General features: G+C 35.1%; 15 protein-coding genes. 12 read left to right on the forward strand and 3 right to left on the reverse strand.

Annotated features, from left to right (window positions below; translation table 11 throughout):
- Position 1 precedes the first annotated feature (1 nt).
- From M4I21_RS14845 to M4I21_RS18660, 8 genes are all read left to right on the forward strand, one after another.
- A complete protein-coding gene (locus M4I21_RS14845; protein WP_249560015.1) occupies positions 2-1,159 on the forward strand; it encodes a T9SS type B sorting domain-containing protein in 1,158 nt (385 codons plus the stop codon).
- 355 nt (positions 1,160-1,514) lie between these two features.
- The gene (locus M4I21_RS14850; protein ID WP_249560016.1) at positions 1,515-7,892 is read left to right on the forward strand and encodes a beta strand repeat-containing protein; all 6,378 of its coding nucleotides are present in this window, start codon (positions 1,515-1,517) and stop codon (positions 7,890-7,892) included.
- A gap of 236 nt (positions 7,893-8,128) precedes the next feature.
- Entirely contained in the window at positions 8,129-9,049 is a 921-nt protein-coding gene (locus M4I21_RS14855; protein WP_249560017.1) for a hypothetical protein, read from the forward strand.
- A 2-nt stretch (positions 9,050-9,051) separates the two neighbouring features.
- On the forward strand, positions 9,052-10,206 hold the full coding sequence (locus tag M4I21_RS14860) for a T9SS type B sorting domain-containing protein (RefSeq protein ID WP_249560018.1): 1,155 nt from the start codon (positions 9,052-9,054) through the stop codon (positions 10,204-10,206).
- Between the two features lie 30 nt (positions 10,207-10,236).
- A complete protein-coding gene (locus M4I21_RS14865) occupies positions 10,237-10,692 on the forward strand; it encodes a GNAT family N-acetyltransferase (protein ID WP_249560019.1) in 456 nt (151 codons plus the stop codon).
- 5 nt (positions 10,693-10,697) lie between these two features.
- The gene (locus tag M4I21_RS14870; RefSeq protein WP_249560020.1) at positions 10,698-11,438 is read left to right on the forward strand and encodes a M15 family metallopeptidase; all 741 of its coding nucleotides are present in this window, start codon (positions 10,698-10,700) and stop codon (positions 11,436-11,438) included.
- 44 nt (positions 11,439-11,482) lie between these two features.
- Entirely contained in the window at positions 11,483-12,253 is a 771-nt protein-coding gene (locus M4I21_RS14875; RefSeq protein WP_249560021.1) for a M48 family metalloprotease, read from the forward strand.
- Positions 12,254-12,374: 121 nt separating this feature from the next.
- Positions 12,375-12,542, forward strand: a complete 168-nt coding sequence (locus M4I21_RS18660) for a DUF6747 family protein (protein ID WP_342039596.1) — start codon at positions 12,375-12,377, stop codon at positions 12,540-12,542.
- A 109-nt stretch (positions 12,543-12,651) separates the two neighbouring features.
- Here M4I21_RS18660 and M4I21_RS14880 read toward each other — a convergent pair whose 3' ends face one another.
- Positions 12,652-13,086, reverse strand: coding sequence for an ankyrin repeat domain-containing protein (locus tag M4I21_RS14880; protein WP_249560022.1), 435 nt, complete (start codon positions 13,084-13,086; stop codon positions 12,652-12,654).
- Between the two features lie 237 nt (positions 13,087-13,323).
- Here M4I21_RS14880 and gpmI point away from each other — a divergent pair, with 237 nt between their 5' ends.
- The 4 genes from gpmI to M4I21_RS14900 all read left to right on the forward strand — a co-directional run bounded on the left by gpmI (position 13,324) and on the right by M4I21_RS14900 (position 17,333).
- Positions 13,324-14,841, forward strand: a complete 1,518-nt coding sequence (gene gpmI, locus M4I21_RS14885) for a 2,3-bisphosphoglycerate-independent phosphoglycerate mutase (RefSeq protein WP_249560023.1) — start codon at positions 13,324-13,326, stop codon at positions 14,839-14,841.
- 42 nt (positions 14,842-14,883) lie between these two features.
- The gene (map, locus tag M4I21_RS14890) at positions 14,884-15,696 is read left to right on the forward strand and encodes a type I methionyl aminopeptidase (protein WP_249560024.1); all 813 of its coding nucleotides are present in this window, start codon (positions 14,884-14,886) and stop codon (positions 15,694-15,696) included.
- 11 nt (positions 15,697-15,707) lie between these two features.
- Complete coding sequence (locus tag M4I21_RS14895) at positions 15,708-16,490, forward strand: DUF3667 domain-containing protein (RefSeq protein WP_249560025.1); 783 nt, start codon at positions 15,708-15,710, stop codon at positions 16,488-16,490.
- 78 nt (positions 16,491-16,568) lie between these two features.
- Positions 16,569-17,333: a class I SAM-dependent methyltransferase gene (locus M4I21_RS14900; protein ID WP_249560026.1), complete on the forward strand. Its 765-nt coding sequence runs from the start codon at positions 16,569-16,571 to the stop codon at positions 17,331-17,333.
- Between the two features lie 2 nt (positions 17,334-17,335).
- Here M4I21_RS14900 and M4I21_RS14905 read toward each other — a convergent pair whose 3' ends face one another.
- Both M4I21_RS14905 and M4I21_RS14910 read right to left on the reverse strand, forming a co-directional pair.
- Positions 17,336-18,370: an FAD:protein FMN transferase gene (locus tag M4I21_RS14905; protein ID WP_249560027.1), complete on the reverse strand. Its 1,035-nt coding sequence runs from the start codon at positions 18,368-18,370 to the stop codon at positions 17,336-17,338.
- On the reverse strand, positions 18,348-18,707 hold the full coding sequence (locus tag M4I21_RS14910) for a DUF8840 domain-containing protein (protein ID WP_249560028.1): 360 nt from the start codon (positions 18,705-18,707) through the stop codon (positions 18,348-18,350). The genes M4I21_RS14905 and M4I21_RS14910 overlap by 23 nt, the downstream gene beginning before the upstream one ends.
- Between the last annotated feature and the right edge of the window lie 25 nt (positions 18,708-18,732).

Below are 18,732 nucleotides of genomic sequence, written 5' to 3' on the forward strand. Positions count from 1 at the left end.
TATGAAAAACTTACTTTACATATTATTATGTTGTAGTTCTGTTGCCGTAGCACAAAATGCTATGTACAACAACGGTAGCATACGCATACACGATACGGGTACACTTGGGTTGCACACCAACCTTATTAACGATGCTACGTTTGACCAAAATTTGGGAACAGCAGGGTTTTACGGTCAGGTTACCACAAGTGTTACTGGTGCTTTTATTCCTGTTTTTTACGATGTAGAAATTTTCAAACCTTTTAGTTCTGCTATTTTAGAGACTTCTATTACAGTAACTAATGCTTTAAATTTAGTAGATGGCGACTTTGTTACCTACCGTAATAATCCATTAGAAAACATTAAACTACTGCCAAATGCTTTTACGGTTGGCGAGTCTAACTTGTCTAAAGTAGATGGCTATATGTTGGTAGAACAAAAACAAAATTTCTTTTTTACCGTAGGTGATTCTGGCTATATAAGACCTTTAACATTGCAATCTGAAACTGTAAACGCAACAGCTAAGTGTGCTTATTTTTATGAAGATCCTAATCTTCCTTCGACCTTTGCTACCAGTTTTAACACCAATAGCAAACAAAAAGAAGTAAGAGATGTTAGCACCACAGAATTTTGGGATATCGATAGTAGTTTACCCTCTACTGTTAGTATTTCTTGGAACGACCGCAGCAACATTGCTAACCTAGTAGACGAGTACTACCAAGTTGGTATTGCAGGTTGGCACAGAATACAAAAAAGATGGGTTAATTTAGGCAGTGTAGACCCAATTGGTGATCTTAACCAAGGTGCAGTAACCTCTGAAACTTTTGTGCCTAACGATTACGAAGTGATTACATTGGCTAAAATGGCAATTCCAACAGAATTGTTAGATCTAGAAAACTACTATGTAAGTAATAATGGCGATGGTGTAAACGACTTTCTTGTGATTCCAGAATTAGAGCTATCTCCAAATAATCGCATTCGCATTTTTGATAGAAACGGACTTAAAGTATTTGAAAAAGACAATTATAACAGTGAGTTTAATGGCTATTCTAACATAAACAATAACGTATATAAACGAAACGAAGGTTTACCAAGTGGTGTTTATTTTTACCTTGCTTTCCTAGATGATCTACAACTAGAGTATCAAGGCTTTTTATATCTAACTGGTACTGGTAATTAGTAAGATACAGATTAACAAATTATTATTTTTTTATATAAAAGCAGACCATATGGTCTGCTTTTTTTATATCTAAACACCTATAAAACAAAGAATAAAACAGCACAAACTTAATCCTTTAAAAATACTGTAAGAATTTACTTTTATTTAAATGCGTAAATTCAAAATTTATTTTTTGTATTTTTATGATAGGACCAATCCAAAACCAACTCAAAACAAACGTTCTACAGACTTCTTTAAGCACTAATCAAGCCCATAAATTAGTCGTCTCACATACAATAAACTATGTTTTACAACATAATATTTAAGTACGCTTATTAATTCATTAATTTACAATTGCTAACCTAGATATAAACAAATGAAAATCAACAAATTAGTAGTAATCCTTTTTTTTGCCATTGCTCAACACTCTTTTGGGCAAGTAAAAATAGGTAATGATATAAACACCATAGATTCTGCTTCTATTTTAGAACTGGAGAGTACGGATAAGGTGTTAATTTTAACCCGAGTTACAAATACTCAAATGGCTGCTATTACCCCCCTTTCTGGCGCTATGGTTTACAATACGGATGAAGGTTGTATATTTCAATACAATGGTATTTTATGGCAATCACTGTGTGACACAAGTTCTTTTAATGAAACAAATACCATTATTTTTGATAATAATGATGGTACGTTTTCTTATACAAACGAGAATAATATTACTGTTGCCATTACAAAAGCACAATTATCAGCTAACGGAGATGGGACATTTAGTTTTACAAACGGAAACGGGACTCCTGTAAATTTTGATGGTACAGACAACCAGGTACTAAGTACCGATGGAACTTCTGGTAACCTAACATTAGAAAATGGAGGTACTCTAGTTTTAAATGTTGCTGATGCTGATGCTGATGACACAAACGAACTAAATACTGGCTTTACATTAAACGGTACAGCTTTAGAAATTACCGATGCTGGTGGCACAATAGCACAAGATTTAAACGGAACTTTTGCTACAGATGCAGAAGTTGGCGTTGTTGCTAGCGCAAGTGCAGCAGCGATACAAGCAGTTCAAGACAATGTAGATATAAATGAAGCCGATGCAGACGCAGCAATTACAGCGGAAACTACAAGAGCTACTGCTGCAGAAAATGCTATTCAGGCTGATGTTGATGCGAATGAAACAGCAGCAACTAATGCTATTAATGCAGTTCAGACTGATGTTGACACTAACGAAGCTGATGCTGATGCTGCAATTGCTGCGGCAAACACGGCAATCGCTTTAAAAGAAGATGCTGCTAATAAATCAACTAACGTTGCTTTAGGAACTTCAGATGTTGACTTCCCTACTCAAAACGCAGTTAAAACATATGTAGATGCACAAGTTGCTGGATCTACACAAGTAATTGTAAGCACTGATGCGAATAACGATGTGACTGCTGGTGCTGATGGTGGTGCTTTTTATGATGATGCTGCCTTACAAACTAGTATTGCTAACAATACAACTGCAATTACAACGGAAACTACAAGAGCTACTGCTGCAGAAAATGCTATTCAAGCTGATGTTGATGCCAATGAAACAGCAGCAACTAATGCAATAAATGCAGTTCAGACTGATGTTGATACTAACGAAGCTGATGCAGATGCTGCAATTGCCTTAAAAGAAGATGCTGCTAACAAATCGACTAACGTTGCTTTAGGAACTTCAGATGTTGACTTCCCTACTCAAAACGCAGTAAAAACATATGTAGACGCACAAGTGGCTGGATCTACACAAGTAATTGTAAGTACTGATGCGGATAACAATGTGACTGCTGGTGCCGATGGTGGTGCTTTTTATGACGATGCAACACTACAAACAAACATTGCAAACAATACAACAAATATTACGTCTAACGATACTGATATCGCTAATAATACAACTGCAATTACAGCAGAAACTACAAGAGCTACTGCTGCAGAAAATGCTATTCAGGCTGATGTTGATGCGAATGAAACAGCAGCAACTAATGCAATAAATGCAGTTCAGACTGATGTTGATACCAACGAAGCTGATGCAGATGCGGCAATTGCTCTAAAAGAAGATGCTGCTAACAAATCGACTAACGTTGCTTTAGGAACTTCAGATGTTGACTTCCCAACACAAAATGCAGTAAAGACCTATGTAGATGCACAAGTTGCTGGATCTACACAAGTAATTGTAAGTACTGATGCGGATAACGATGTGACTGCTGGTGCCGATGGTGGTGCTTTTTATGATGATGCAACACTACAAACAAACATTGCGAAAAATACAACAAACATTACGTCTAACGATACTGATATCGCAAACAATACAACTGCAATTACAGCAGAAACTACAAGAGCTACTGCTGCAGAAAATGCTATTCAGGCTGATGTTGATGCGAATGAAACAGCAGCAACTAATGCAATAAATGCAGTTCAGACTGATGTTGATACTAACGAAGCTGATGCCGATGCTGCAATCGCTCTAAAAGAAGATGCTGCTAATAAGTCAACTAACGTTGCTTTAGGAACTTCGGATGTTGATTTCCCAACACAAAATGCAGTAAAAACATATGTAGATGCACAAGTGGCTGGATCTACACAAGTAATTGTAAGTACTGATGCCAACAACGATGTGACTGCTGGTGCCGATGGTGGTGCTTTTTATGATGATGCTGCACTACAAACAAACATTGCGTCTAACGATACTGATATCGCAAACAATACAACTGCTATTACAGCTGAAACTACAAGAGCTACTGCTGCAGAAAATGCTATTCAAGCTGATGTAGATGCGAATGAAACAGCAGCAACTAATGCAATAAATGCAGTTCAGACTGATGTTGATACTAACGAAGCTGATGCTGATGCGGCAATCGCTCTAAAAGAAGATGCTGCTAATAAGTCAACTAACGTTGCGCTTGGAACTTCAGATGTTGATTTCCCAACACAAAACGCAGTAAAAACATATGTAGATGCACAAGTTCTTGCTTCTGATCAAGTAATTGTAAGTACTGATGCGGATAACGATGTAACGGCTGGTGCCGATGGCGGTGCTTTTTATGATGATGCAACACTACAAACTAACATTGCCAACAATACAACTGCTATTACAGCGGAAACTACAAGAGCTACTGCTGCAGAAAATGCTATTCAAGCTGATGTTGATACTAACGAAGCTGATGCAGATGGTGCAATTGCCTTAAAAGAAGATGCTGCTAATAAATCAACTAACGTTGCTTTAGGAACTTCAGATGTTGACTTCCCAACTCAGAATGCTGTTAAAACTTATGTAGACGCACAAGCAGATGGTACTATAACCTCAACAGATATTGATGTTACAGGCGGCTCTAATGCTGCATTTGAAAATGTAAGTCTTAGTATTGCGGACAATGCAATAACCACGAGCAAGATTGCCAATGACAATGTTACATTAGATAAATTGGCTAACGGAACTAGTAATGGCCAAATAATGAGATGGGATGGAACTAACTGGATTCTTAGTAATGAAACAATAACAAAACTAGAAAGTCCGGCTGCAGCTCAAAATACATTAGTATACACAGATGAAGCAAACGGAGTTACAACTTTACCTAACATTGTTAGAAGTGTTAATGGTGTTAACCCTCAAGCAAATGGAAATGTTGCTGTAATTTTGTCAAGTGTATCAACGGGAATGGAATCTGCTAGGCCAGCAACTGGTGTAGATTCTGATATTTATATTGTATCTGGCGAAGTTGCTCCTAATACCGATAGAAATGGTGTTGCTTTTATTTATGATGATCCAACTGGTTGGCAAGAAGTAACAACAGATTTATCTACAAATGATGCTCGTTATGTAAATATTATTGGTGATGCTATGACTGGTCCATTAACAATGGGAGGTAACGCTGTTACTTCAATAGCAAACCCTGTAAATGCTCAAGATGCAACTCCTAAAAGTTATGTAGATGCACAAATTATTGCTTCTACACAAGTTATTGTAAGTACTGATGCAAATAACGATGTTACGACTGGTGCTGATGGTGGTGCTTTTTATGATGATGCAACACTACAAACTAACATTGCCAACAATACAACAAATATCACTTCTAACGATACTGATATCGCCAATAACGTAACTGCTATCGCTTTAAAAGAAGATGCTGCTAACAAATCGACTAACGTTGCTTTAGGAACTTCAGATGTTGACTTCCCTACTCAAAACGCAGTTAAAACATATGTTGATGCGCAAGTAGCTGGATCTACACAAGTAATCGTAAGTACTGATGCGGATAACGATGTGACTGCTGGTGCCGATGGTGGTGCTTTTTATGATGATGCAACACTACAAACAAACATTGCTAACAATACAACTGCTATTACAGCGGAAACTACAAGAGCTACTGCTGCAGAAAATGCTATTCAGGCTGATGTTGATGCGAATGAAACAGCAGCAACTAATGCAATAAATGCAGTTCAGACTGATGTTGACACTAACGAAGCTGATGCTGATGCGGCAATTGCTGCGGCAAATACTGCTATCGCTCTAAAAGAAGATGCCGCTAACAAATCAACTAACGTTTCTTTAGGAACTTCAGATGTTGACTTCCCTACTCAGAATGCAGTAAAGACCTATGTAGATGCACAAGTGGCTGGATCTACACAAGTAATTGTAAGTACTGATGCCAACAACGATGTTACGACTGGTGCTGATGGTGGTGCTTTTTATGATGATGCTGCATTACAGACAAACATTGCCAACAATACAACAAATATCACTTCTAACGATACTGATATCGCCAATAACGTAACTGCTATCGCTTTAAAAGAAGATGCTGCTAACAAATCAACTAACGTTGCTTTAGGAACTTCAGATGTTGACTTCCCTACTCAAAATGCAGTAAAAACCTATGTAGATGCACAAGTGGCTGGATCTACACAAGTAATTGTAAGCACTGATGCGGATAACGATGTGACTGCTGGTGCCGATGGTGGTGCTTTTTATGATGATGCAACACTACAAACAAACATTGCCAACAATACTACTGCTATTACAGCGGAAACTACAAGAGCTACTGCTGCAGAAAATGCTATTCAAGCTGATGTTGACGCGAATGAAACAGCAGCAACTAATGCAATAAATGCAGTTCAGACTGATGTTGACACTAACGAAGCTGATGCTGATGCTGCAATTGCTGCGGCAAACACGGCAATCGCTCTAAAAGAAGATGCTGCTAACAAATCGACTAACGTTGCTTTAGGAACTTCAGATGTTGACTTCCCTACTCAAAACGCAGTAAAAACATACGTAGACGCACAAGTTCTTGCTTCTGATCAAGTAATTGTAAGTACTGATGCGAATAACGATGTGACTGCTGGTGCTGATGGTGGTGCTTTTTATGATGATGCAACACTACAAACAAACATTGCCAACAATACAACTGCAATTACAGCAGAAACTACAAGAGCTACTGCTGCAGAAAATGCTATTCAAGCTGATGTTGATGCAAATGAAACAGCAGCAACTAATGCTATTAATGCAGTTCAGACTGATGTTGACACTAACGAAGCTGATGCAGATGCGGCAATTGCTTTAAAAGAAGATGCTGCTAATAAGTCAACTAACGTTGCCTTAGGAACTTCGGATGTTAACTTCCCAACTCAGAATGCTGTTAAAACTTATGTAGACGCGCAAGTGGCTGGATCTACACAAGTAATTGTAAGTACTGATACGGATAACGATGTGACTGCTGGTGCCGATGGCGGTGCTTTTTATGATGATGCAACACTACAAACTAACATTACCAACAATACAACTGCAATTACAGCAGAAACTGCAAGAGCTACTGCTGCAGAAAATGCTATTCAGGCTGATGTTGATGCGAATGAAACAGCAGCAAACACTGCTATCGCTTTAAAAGAAGATGCTGCTAATAAGTCAACTAACGTTGCCTTAGGAACTTCAGATGTTGACTTCCCTACTCAGAACGCAGTAAAAACCTATGTAGATGCACAAAAAATTTCTGGAACCTCAGGTTCATTATTCTTTGCCGGAGCAACAGGAGCAGCAACTGAAGACAATTCTCAATTATTTTGGGACATCACAAACAATAGGCTAGGTGTTGGAACAGATATGCCCGAAAACAAATTACAAGTTTCAGGAGCAATTAGAAGTGCTGGTCTATTAAATTCTGACGGAACCGTTGGTGAACCTGCATACCGTTTTAGTGATGATACAAATACAGGTATCTTTAGTCCTGCAGCAGATGAAATAGGCCTGACAGTAGGTGGTATTGAAGCTATCAATATTGATGAAACATCTGGAAACACGACAGTTACAATTAATGAAACTTTAGATTTAGATGGTCAAGTTTTAGATGAAAATGATTCTTCTGGAAACGCAGGTCAAGTTTTAACAGCAACTGCAACAGGTACTGAGTGGGTAAACAACAGTAGTCCTATTAAGGCTTTTGGGAAAATCTCATCAACTGGGGCTTTAACTAGAGTTTCTACTGGTGTAACTGTGATAAAACAATCAGGTGTTGGTCATTATAGAGTAGTCCTTACAGGTATAGTTTCTGATGGAAATTATATTATTCAGTTAAGTCAGCCTGGAAGAGGTGGTGTTGGCAATGATGATCCAGGAATCTCGTATAGCAATCAGACCGCAACTGGATTTGATGTTATTATGGGAGATAATGATAACGGAGGAACAGACAGAGCAAGATTTGACTCAGAATTTATGTTTGTAATACTTGATTTATAAGAGAGCATCAACCTATAATATTAAAATAAACTTTAACCCTTAAAACAATCAATTTATAAAAAAAAACAAAAATCGAGTTACTTTTTAGTTCCCCAAGTAATTCATCAAATTAAACAAACATCTATATACTTTGTTGGTAACCAAACACAACAACCAATACCAACAACTAATATGCTAATATCTAACCAATAAAAGCATATTAAAAAATAAGTATATAGTACCAAACCAATAATTTAATGAAGATGAAAAAACAAATTTTACCACTTATGCTTTTAGTTCCTGTACTAAATTGCTTCGCCCAAATTGATGCAAATTTATTGTTAGGATTAACCTCCGGTACAACAGCAGAGATTAATGCAATAGCCGGACCTTTAGAAGGTTCTATTTTGTACAATACCACAGAAAAAAGAATGTATTTATACAACGCAAGTATCTGGGAGAAAATTCCTGATATCACAGATTTATTACCTCCTACATTTACTGATGGTTCAATATTGTTCGCAAGCTCTTCTGGAGCACCAGATGAAGATAACGGACAATTATTTTGGGACAGCACCAATAACAGGCTTGGTGTTGGCACAAACACACCTGACAACAAAATGCAAGTAACCGGTGCAATTAGAAGCGCAGGTCTATTAAATAGTAACGGAAATGCAGGAGAACCAGCATATAGATTTACAGATGATACCGATACAGGTATGTACTCAAAAAATGACAATGAACTTAGTTTTACCCTTGGTAGTCATGAAGCATTAAGATTAGATAGGTACACTACAACACAAACACAAGTATTAATAAGCGAACGTTTAGGTATTGGTTTTGATTTGCCTGAAAATTTGGCTTACACAGGAGTTGACGCCCACTCAACTTTAGAGGTTAAAGGTTCTGTTGCCACTGCAATAGATGTTACTACAGGAGACTTAACATTAGACGATACGCACCACACTATAATTTTAGGGGGAGCTCATAATATAACATTACCCGATGCATCTACTTGTAAAGGAAGAATATATGTAATAAAAAATCCAAATACTTTAATTTTAACTGCTACAATTAGCACTTATAAGAGTTTGATAGGTGTTAATATAAGCGCTATAGCAAGTTTAAAAACAATTTGGGTACAAAGTGATGGAACCAATTGGCAACAAATACAATAACAATGAAAAAAATAATATTCTATATCTTTTTATGTCTCTCTAGTATTGGTTTATCTCAGAACGTGATACAAAATACAGGCAATCTAAAAATTTTCAATAATGGCCAAATCGGTTTTCATATTGATTTGGCTAACGATGGTAATTTTGACCAAAACGAAGGTTTAGCTGGTTTTTATAGCGATGACACTAGAACAATTTCTGGTGCTTTTAAGCCCATTTTTAATGATATGGAAGTTGTTGTAACCAACGACTTATTTTTAGATATAGCGGTAGGAATTACAAACAATAGTAATTTTATTTTGGGTGATGTAGTTACTCCTAGAAGTGCTATTGATATAAACTTAGATTTTATACAAAATGCTTTTTATAACGGAGATAGCAACCTTACCAAAGTAGATGGCTATGCGTCTATTGCAAATAAAAAAAGTTTTACTTTTCCTGTAGGAGATGCAGATAAAATTAGACCCTTATTATTAGATTCTGAAACGATTAATAACACAGCTAAAAGTGCCTATTTTTTTGAAGATCCAAATACGCCATCAACCTTTACAAATACATTTAACACAGATGCCAAAGCTGATATTTTAACCGCCGTAAGCACCTATGAATTTTGGGATTTAGATGCCAATATCCCATCTAAAGTTACCCTAACTTGGGATCAAGATAGTAGTATTGAAAATTTTGTAAACGTTATTGAAGACATACGTATAGTGGGATGGAATAAAGCCTTAAACATTTGGGAGAATTTAGGTAATGCAGCAATGGCTGGCAACTTTAATTCGGGCTCTGTAACGTCTGACACTTTTGTTCCTGATGATTATGAGATTATTACTTTTGGAACCAGCTTAACTGCTTTAAGCGCTAATTTTGATAATTATTTTGTTTCTCCAAATGGGGATGGCATAAACGATTTTCTTCATTTTGAATCTATTTCTTTAGCTCCAGATAATAATAATTTAAAAATCTACAACAGATGGGGAAGGATTGTTTACGATAAAGAAGGATACGACAATACTTTTGGTGGTATAGCAAACGTAAAGGGAGTTGTTACAAAGGGAAATGCTTTACCAGACGGAGTCTATTTTTATATATTAAACCTAAGAGACATCAACATAAAACATCAAGGGTATATTTATTTAGGATATCAAAATCAATAATATGTATTTTTGTTACATAGCATCGATTTTATGATAACCCAAAACAACCTTGTTTTTAAACTGATTTCACCCAAAGAAACGTACCCAGTGAGACACGCTATTCTAAGAGCTGGAAAACCTTTGTCTTCTTGTAAGTTTGATGGAGATGACCTAAAGACTACTTTGCATATTGGTGCGTACCAAAATGGTAATTTAGTGGGAGTTGCAACTTTACTAGAAGCAAAAAATAGTGCTATTTTAGATGTTAATGCCTATCAACTAAGAGGTATGGCTATACATCAAGATCAGCAAGGAAAAGGCTTGGGGAAAAAAATTATTAATTACGCTGAAACAATTTTACAGGAAAAGCACGTTTTACTATTGTGGATGAATGCTAGAGAAAGTGCAATTCCCTTTTACACAAATTGTGGATACACAAAAAGTGGTCGCATATTTGATATAGAAAAGGTAGGACCACATGTAGTTATGTTTAAAAAGTTAAAATAAGAGTTATGCAAAGAAGATCATTTATTCTAAAAAGCGGAATTATAGGTGCTGCCGCATTAACCGCGCCACATCTAATTTTTGCCCAAGATGAAGAAACAGAATATTCTGTATACGAATTAATGGGGCAAGCAGATATAGAATTATTTGGCAAAGGCATAAACCTTAGAAAAGAAGCTTACGAATCTTTTAAAAAAATGAAAGTAGCGGCTTACAGTGCAGGTATAGATTTAAAAATTGTATCTAGCTACAGAAACTTTAACAGACAAGAAGGTATTTGGGAACGCAAGTATTTAAAATATACAGACAACCAAAACCTTAAACCACTAGATGCCATAGAAAAAATAATAGAATACTCTACAATACCAGGCACAAGTAGACACCATTGGGGTACAGATATAGATATTATAGATGGTTACCAAAAAACAAATGGAGATGTTTTGGTGCCTAGTAAATTTGAAGAAGGTGGCCCTTTCAAAGAATTAAAAAAATGGATGGATGAAAATGCTAATGACTTCGGTTTTCATTTAGTTTACACCAATGATAAAAAACGCAGAGGTTTTAAATACGAGCCTTGGCACTATAGCTACGCTCCTATTTCTAAGCCTATGTTAGAACAATTTAGAGGTAAAAACATCATGCGATTAATACAAGAACAAGAGCTTTTAGGTAGCGAACATTTTACCGCTGGCTTTTTAAGATCTTATATTGTAAATAACATTTTGGACATTAATCCAGATCTTTTATAACTCTTTTTGTATCTTGGATTTTACTAACCAAGATATAAACTATAATGAAAAGAGGCGGTAATTGGAAAATAAGAATACTTATTGGTCTAGCTATTGTTGCCTTTGCATACGTACAACGTTGCAGCAACAAAGAAGAAAATCCATATACAGGAAGAGTCCAAAATATTAATATGGACGCTGACCAAGAAATTGCTATTGGTCTACAAAGTTTACCACAAATAACAGAACAACATGGTGGCCTATATCCAGATCAAAGTTTACAAAATCTTGTAGACGCTGTTGGAAATAAACTAGTAGAAAATAGCGTTGCAAAAGACACTCCTTACAAATACGAATTTCATTTACTTGCAGATGAAAACACTATAAATGCTTTTGCCTTACCGGGCGGACAAATATTTATTACCTACGCTCTATTCTCTAAACTTAACGAAGCACAATTAGCTGGTGTTTTAGGCCACGAAATTGGACATGTAATTGGCAGACACTCTGCAGAAAGAATTGCAGATAGTAATTTTTGGCAAACTTTATCTACCGGCGCATCTGTTGGTGCAGATATGGGTGGTGTTGTAAATGGTATTGGCCAAAAAACATTACTTACCAATGGTCGCGGAGACGAATTAGAAAGTGATGATCTTGGAGTATTACTGATGATGCAATCTGGCTACAATCCAGAAGAAATGATAGAAGTAATGAAAATTTTAAAAGATGCCGCTGGGCCAAATAGACAACCAGAATTTCAAAGTACTCATCCAGATCCTGAAAACAGAATCCAAAAAATTAAAGATGCTATAGCAAAATATAGAAAAGGGAACTAACTATTCGACGAAAGGTAATTTAATCTCGTTATTTTTATTTAATTTTGTAGAACCCCAAATCCTAACTAATTGTTTTTAACCATTATAGCTTTGAGAATACTAATTCTAAAAAAGAGACTATATGGGAAGGCTACTAGAATACAAGAAAATTTATTTAAGCGCATTTGACAATTGCAGACCAATATTTGCTGTTATTTTATTAAAAGCATATTCATTTTTTTGCTTTGCACTAATATCGATAACTGTTTATGCATTTTTATACAGAGCATTTACTGGTTTTAGATTCTAAAAAAAATATACTTTTTATTTACGAGAACATTTACAAAGTATTACGTATAAAAAAATCCCTTTGAACTTATCAAAGGGATTTTTTTTAGCTGATGATTGTTGGATGAACTCTACTTTCTTTTTTTATTCTTTCTTTTATTCTTTTTAGCTAACTTTTTTTCCTTTGCAGTTTTATCTAACAAAGCTAAAGAACCCTTTGCATTACACATTTCTGCGTGCTCTACTATAGTCCGACCTTTATCACACGTAACTCTAACATCTGCCCCATTTGCAATTAACAATTCTAAAATAGCTACTTTATTATATCGCGCAGCAAATATTGCTGGTGTCATTCCATTCGATTTTTTATTCACATCTTCGCCAAACTCAATTAATTTACGAACCGTTTCTATATCACCCTTCATAATAGCCATACACAAAGGATTAACTGATACTACCGTACTTTCTGCTGCACTAAAACTAGATGCTGTTGTGCTTACTTCTGCCTTTACTACTGTTGTTGCTACTAATAAAGCAGCTGCCGCAACTAAAATTGATTTTTTCATGATGATTGTTGTTTTTTGATTTAATTGATGAATTGTATTCTATAATGAAAGACGACCATGATTATATTATGTTTCAATAAATATTGACTATAACATAATTTTAACATTGCTTTTCACTAACGATATCGTTTTAGTTTAGGCCAATAGTTAATGCATTCTTAAAAATTAAAAAAAGAAACGTAGATACCTTAAAAACTTAATAAATGGTGCTATTTTTGAGTAGCAAAAAATTTAAAGATGAACAAAAAAGTTATTTTAATGATTTTAGATGGTTGGGGTAAATCTCCAGATCCTAAAATCTCGGCTATAGAAAATGCAAACACTCCGTTTATAGATTCTTTATATACGAAATACCCTAATGCCAACTTACTAACAGATGGTATGAATGTTGGGTTACCTGAAGGTCAAATGGGAAACAGCGAAGTTGGACATATGAACCTAGGTGCTGGCCGTATTGTTTATCAGGATTTAGCTAAAATTAATTTAGCAGTAAAAGAAAATACGTTAAAGGATGAAAAAGTAATACAAGACGCGTTTAAATATGCTAAAGAAAACAACAAGTCTGTTCACTTTTTAGGCTTACTTAGTAATGGCGGTGTACACTCGCATACTTCTCATCTAAAAGGATTAATTGAGGCTGCTGAAAATTACGGAATAGAGAACTCTTACATACACGCCTTTACAGATGGTAGAGATGTAGATCCAAAAAGTGGAAAAGGGTACCTAAATGATATAACCACTTTTTGTGAAGATAAAAACACAAAATTAGCTAGTGTTATTGGTAGATACTACGCAATGGATCGTGATACTCGCTGGGAGCGCGTTAAACTAGCTTATGATTTGTTAGTGAATAATACAGGGACAAAAACTAGCAATGTAGAGCAAGCAATACAAGATAGTTACGACAATGATATTACAGATGAATTTGTAAAACCATTGGTTGTAACGGATGAAAACGGCACACCTCTTACTAAAATACAAGAAGATGATGTAGTCATCTTTTTTAACTTTAGAACAGATAGAGGAAGAGAGCTTACACAAATGTTGAGTCAGGAAATGTTTCACGAATACAATACGCATCCGTTAGCACTGTACTACGTTACAATGACAAATTACAATGAGTCTTTTAAAAACGTACACGTAATTTACAACAAAGCAAATATTGAAGAAACATTAGGAGAGGTATTGTCTAAGGCAGGTAAAAAACAAATTCGTATTGCTGAAACCGAAAAATACCCACACGTAACATTTTTCTTTAATGGCGGTAGAGAAGTTCCTTTTGATGGTGAACAGCGTATATTATGTCCGTCTCCAAAAGTAGCAACATACGATTTACAGCCAGAAATGAGTGCTTTTGAAATTCGTGATGCAATTATTCCTGAATTAGAAAAAGGAGATGCAGATTTTGTTTGTTTAAACTTTGCCAATCCAGATATGGTTGGTCATACGGGAGATATGCAAGCTGCAATAAAAGCTTGCGAAACAGTAGACAGTTGTGCTTCATCGGTTATTACAACTGCATTAGCTAATGGCTACACTACAATTGTTATAGCAGATCACGGTAATTGCGAAACAATGGTAAACCCAGATGGAAGTCCTAATACGGCACATACAACAAACCCTGTTCCTTTAATTTTAGTAGACAAAGAATTAAAACACATAAAAGATGGTGTTCTAGGAGATATAGCACCAACAATTTTAAAATTAATAGGAGTAGAACAACCAAAACTAATGACACAAAAATCTTTAGTTTAAGAATTATACTGATTTTGTAAGATTATTATACCTTTGCAAACTATGGTAAAAATTAAAACACCTGAAGAAATTGAAATTATGCGCGAAAGTGCATTAATCGTTTCAAAAACACTTGGCCTAATTGCTAAAGAAATTAAGCCTGGTGTTACCACATTGCAGTTAGATAAAATTGCTGAAGAATTTATAAGAGATAATGGCGGTATCCCTGGCTTTTTAGGATTATATGACTTCCCTAATACGTTATGCATGAGTCCCAACCAACAGGTTGTACACGGCATACCTAACAATAAGCCATTAAAAAACGGGGAAATTATTTCTGTAGATTGTGGTGTTCTAAAAAATGGTTATTACGGTGACCATGCTTATACTTTTGAAGTAGGCGAAGTAGAACCAGAAACAAAAAAATTACTAGATATAACCAAACAATCTCTATACGTTGGTATAAGAGAGTTTAAAGCTGGTAACAGAGTTGGTGATGTTGGCTTTGCTATACAACAGTTTTGTGAAGCAGAAGGTTATGGCGTAGTACGTGAGTTAGTTGGTCATGGCTTAGGTGAAAAAATGCACGAAGGTCCAGAAATGCCTAACTATGGAAAACGCGGTAGAGGTAAAAAGTTTGTAGAAGGGATGGTAGTTGCCATAGAACCTATGATTAACTTAGGGACTAGAAAAATAGTACAACACAGTGATGGATGGACCATAACTACTTTAGACAATAAACCAAGTGCGCATTTTGAGCACGATATTGCTATTGTTAACGGTAAACCACAGTTGCTATCTACTTTTGATTATATTTATGATGCTTTAGGCATAAAGAGTACCGAAGAGGATGAGTTTAGGGCTGCAAGCAACTAAATACATTATATATGAATTGCAAAACCTGCAATACAAAACTGAACAATAACAATAATTATTGCTCTAATTGTGGAGCAAAAATAGTTTTAGGTAGAATATCATTAAAAGGCGCATGGCAAGAGTTCATTGGGCCTTTTTTTAGTTGGGACAATAACTTCTGGAAAACCTTTTTAAACTTATTTACAAACCCCAAAGATGTTTTAGAAGCCTATATTAGTGGTGCACGTAAAAAATATTTTCAACCATTTTCTTATTTAGTGGTTTACGCCACTATAGCCTTAATTATAAATAAAATTTTCCCTAGTGTCGATGCCACTGATTTCTCTGATGGTTTTAAGTATGGAACAGGAGATTCCAACTCCAAAAAAGTATTAGAAAACTTCAATTTAATTTATCAGTTTTACACTAATTATTATAATCTAATTATAATATCTAGTATTCCTACTTATAGTTTACTTACGTATTTAACATTTAAAAAAAGAGACCACAACTACTCTGAGCACCTTGTATTTAATGCGTACATACAGGCTAATTTAGGATATGCTCTAATTGTTATGCAGCTTATCTTTTTTAATCTTTTAGAACTTTCAAAAGGATTAATTTCAAGTGCATTTATACTCACATCTGCTATTTATGCATTGTACGTTTTTATAAAATTATATCAACTTACTTTAAAACAAACACTTTATGCATTTTTTAGATATGTGGCCTACATTATACTTGCCTTTATAATTTTAATAATCATAAGCATTGGTGTTGTTATTTTATACGCAATAGCAACTAAAACTAACTAAAACATACTTTTAAAGTATATTTGCGCTTTATAGTTGCTATATAAAAACGCAACAGGCATTTATTACCCAACTACATTTATGAAAAAGCTTTTTAAGACCATTTTAAACACCATACCTAGACCATTATTAATAAAACTAAGTTATGTGTCGCGTCCTATTTTAACTTTTTTTATGCGTGGCAATACATATGTAGACCCTATAGATGGCAAAGGCTTTAAAAAGTTTTTACCTTATGGCTACGAAAAGCAACGAGATAATGTTTTGTCTCCCTCTACTCTATCTTTAGAACGCCATAGACTTCTTTGGCTGTATTTACAGAGTGAAACAGACTTTTTCTCTGCAGAGCTTAAGGTTTTACATTTTGCGCCAGAACAAGCGTTTTATAAGCGTTTTAGAAAAATGAATAATCTTGACTATACGACAACAGATTTAGAATCTCCGTTAGCAGATGTAAAAGCAGATATATGCGATTTGCCTTTTAAAGATAATACGTATGATGTTATTTTTTGTAATCACGTTTTAGAACACATTCCTGATGATACTAAAGCTATGCAAGAAATGTACAGAATATTAAAACCTGGCGGATGGGGAATTTTCCAAATCCCACAAGAATTAGACAGAAAAACTACTTTTGAAGACGACACAATAACCGACAGAAAAGAACGCGCACGCATTTTTGGGCAGTACGATCATGTTCGTATTTATGGTCGTGATTATTTTAATAAACTAAGAAGTATTGGTTTTACAGTACAAGAAGTAGATTACACCGCGACTTTACCAAAAGAAGACGTACTAAAGTACTGCCTAGCAAAAGGCGAAATTATACCGGTTGTAAAAAAGTAATTTTACTTAAGTATTAACTTTTTAAATCCGTCTGTAATATAATCTTTAGCTTCTCCATTAGCGTCTAAGTAAACTATATATGCCTCTAGTGAACTATCATTTTCTATAATTTTCTTAGAATCTTCTAAATCCATCGCCATAAAAGAAGTAGCATAACCGTCTGCTTTAGCACAGTTATCTGTAATAATAGTTGCCGCTAAAACTTTCGCATTTTTTGTATATCCTGTTTTAGGATCTAAAGTATGTACATATTTCTCTTTAGTAACAGGATCCACTCTAAAGTGTCTATAATTACCAGAAGAAGCCATTGCAACATCCTTTAGTTCTACTGCATCTTTGTATTGCGTTCTATCTTCAATTAAAGGATCATTAATGCCAACAACCCATTTTTTACGTTTACTAAGGTTTTCACCTTTCGCATAAATTTCTCCACCTACTTCTACCAAATAATTCGTAATTCCTTTTTGCTCTAACATAACTCCAAGTCTATCTATAGAATATCCTTTTGCAATGGCATTAAAGTCAAAAAAGATACTAGGCTTTGTTTTCTTTATTGTACCCGCGTTAGTTAACTCAACCTTACCAAAGCCTACATATTCTAACAAACTATCTACTTTAGAGCTATCTAATTTAATCTGCTCTCCTGGTCCAAAACCCCAAGCATTAACTAAAACGCCAACCGTAGGATCAAAATAACCATCTGTTTTTATATTAATCTCTTTAGATAAATTAAAGACATCTTTAAACATATGATCTACTTGAAGAATAGAGTCTCCTTTATTTATTTTTGATATGTCTGATGTTGGAATATATGTAGACATAGACTTATTTATAACTTTAAACACAGAATCTATCTCTTCTTGATAATCTACTTTTTTACTAGAAAAATAGATAATACTGTAAGATGTACCCAATGCCGCCCCATTATTTCTGTTTTCAATGATACTTGGGCCTTCACTATTTTTACAAGAAACTACTGCAAAAAACACTATTACAAAAGCAAAAAAGGGTATTCTAAATTTTAATAAGTCCATCATAATCAACTATATATTCTTCATTTAAATACACTGGTAAGTTCGGGTCTACAGCATTCGTTAATCTAACACCTGCGTAATATGCGGTTGATTCCATTTTCTCTGCGTGCTCTTTCATTTTGTCCATAAAAGCAATATCAAAAGCATTAGGGTTATGGGGATGCGCAATGGCTCTAACCACAATAAAATGTAATACTTTATCTTTTAAACATACAAACTGCGGGTTTCTTTTAGGCTTACTATTAACACCCATAAACTCGTAACCGTTAGCCTCTAGGTGCTTCCCTACAATATTCATTGCTAAGTTATGCAACTCTTGCTCTGTTAATGGTTTTCCCATAGTACAAAACTAAAACAAAAAAAGA

The organism is Cellulophaga sp. 20_2_10 (assembly GCF_023476645.1).
In the GTDB taxonomy this organism is placed as follows: domain Bacteria; phylum Bacteroidota; class Bacteroidia; order Flavobacteriales; family Flavobacteriaceae; genus Cellulophaga.

Excerpts from the sequence above, each read along its gene's own strand:
- M4I21_RS14875 (WP_249560021.1), top strand. The coding sequence starts at position 11,483 with ATGAAAAGAGGCGGTAATTGGAAAATAAGAATACTTATTGGTCTAGCT.
- M4I21_RS14865 (WP_249560019.1), top strand. The coding sequence starts at position 10,237 with ATGATAACCCAAAACAACCTTGTTTTTAAACTGATTTCACCCAAAGAA.
- M4I21_RS14905 (WP_249560027.1), bottom strand. The coding sequence starts at position 18,370 with ATGATGGACTTATTAAAATTTAGAATACCCTTTTTTGCTTTTGTAATA.
- M4I21_RS14855 (WP_249560017.1), top strand. The coding sequence starts at position 8,129 with ATGAAGATGAAAAAACAAATTTTACCACTTATGCTTTTAGTTCCTGTA.
- M4I21_RS14880 (WP_249560022.1), bottom strand. The coding sequence starts at position 13,086 with ATGAAAAAATCAATTTTAGTTGCGGCAGCTGCTTTATTAGTAGCAACA.
- map (WP_249560024.1), top strand. The coding sequence starts at position 14,884 with ATGGTAAAAATTAAAACACCTGAAGAAATTGAAATTATGCGCGAAAGT.
- M4I21_RS14870 (WP_249560020.1), top strand. The coding sequence starts at position 10,698 with ATGCAAAGAAGATCATTTATTCTAAAAAGCGGAATTATAGGTGCTGCC.
- M4I21_RS14900 (WP_249560026.1), top strand. The coding sequence starts at position 16,569 with ATGAAAAAGCTTTTTAAGACCATTTTAAACACCATACCTAGACCATTA.
- gpmI (WP_249560023.1), top strand. The coding sequence starts at position 13,324 with ATGAACAAAAAAGTTATTTTAATGATTTTAGATGGTTGGGGTAAATCT.
- M4I21_RS14850 (WP_249560016.1), top strand. The coding sequence starts at position 1,515 with ATGAAAATCAACAAATTAGTAGTAATCCTTTTTTTTGCCATTGCTCAA.
- M4I21_RS14860 (WP_249560018.1), top strand. The coding sequence starts at position 9,052 with ATGAAAAAAATAATATTCTATATCTTTTTATGTCTCTCTAGTATTGGT.
- M4I21_RS14895 (WP_249560025.1), top strand. The coding sequence starts at position 15,708 with ATGAATTGCAAAACCTGCAATACAAAACTGAACAATAACAATAATTAT.
- M4I21_RS14910 (WP_249560028.1), bottom strand. The coding sequence starts at position 18,707 with ATGGGAAAACCATTAACAGAGCAAGAGTTGCATAACTTAGCAATGAAT.
- M4I21_RS14845 (WP_249560015.1), top strand. The coding sequence starts at position 2 with ATGAAAAACTTACTTTACATATTATTATGTTGTAGTTCTGTTGCCGTA.
- M4I21_RS18660 (WP_342039596.1), top strand. The coding sequence starts at position 12,375 with ATGGGAAGGCTACTAGAATACAAGAAAATTTATTTAAGCGCATTTGAC.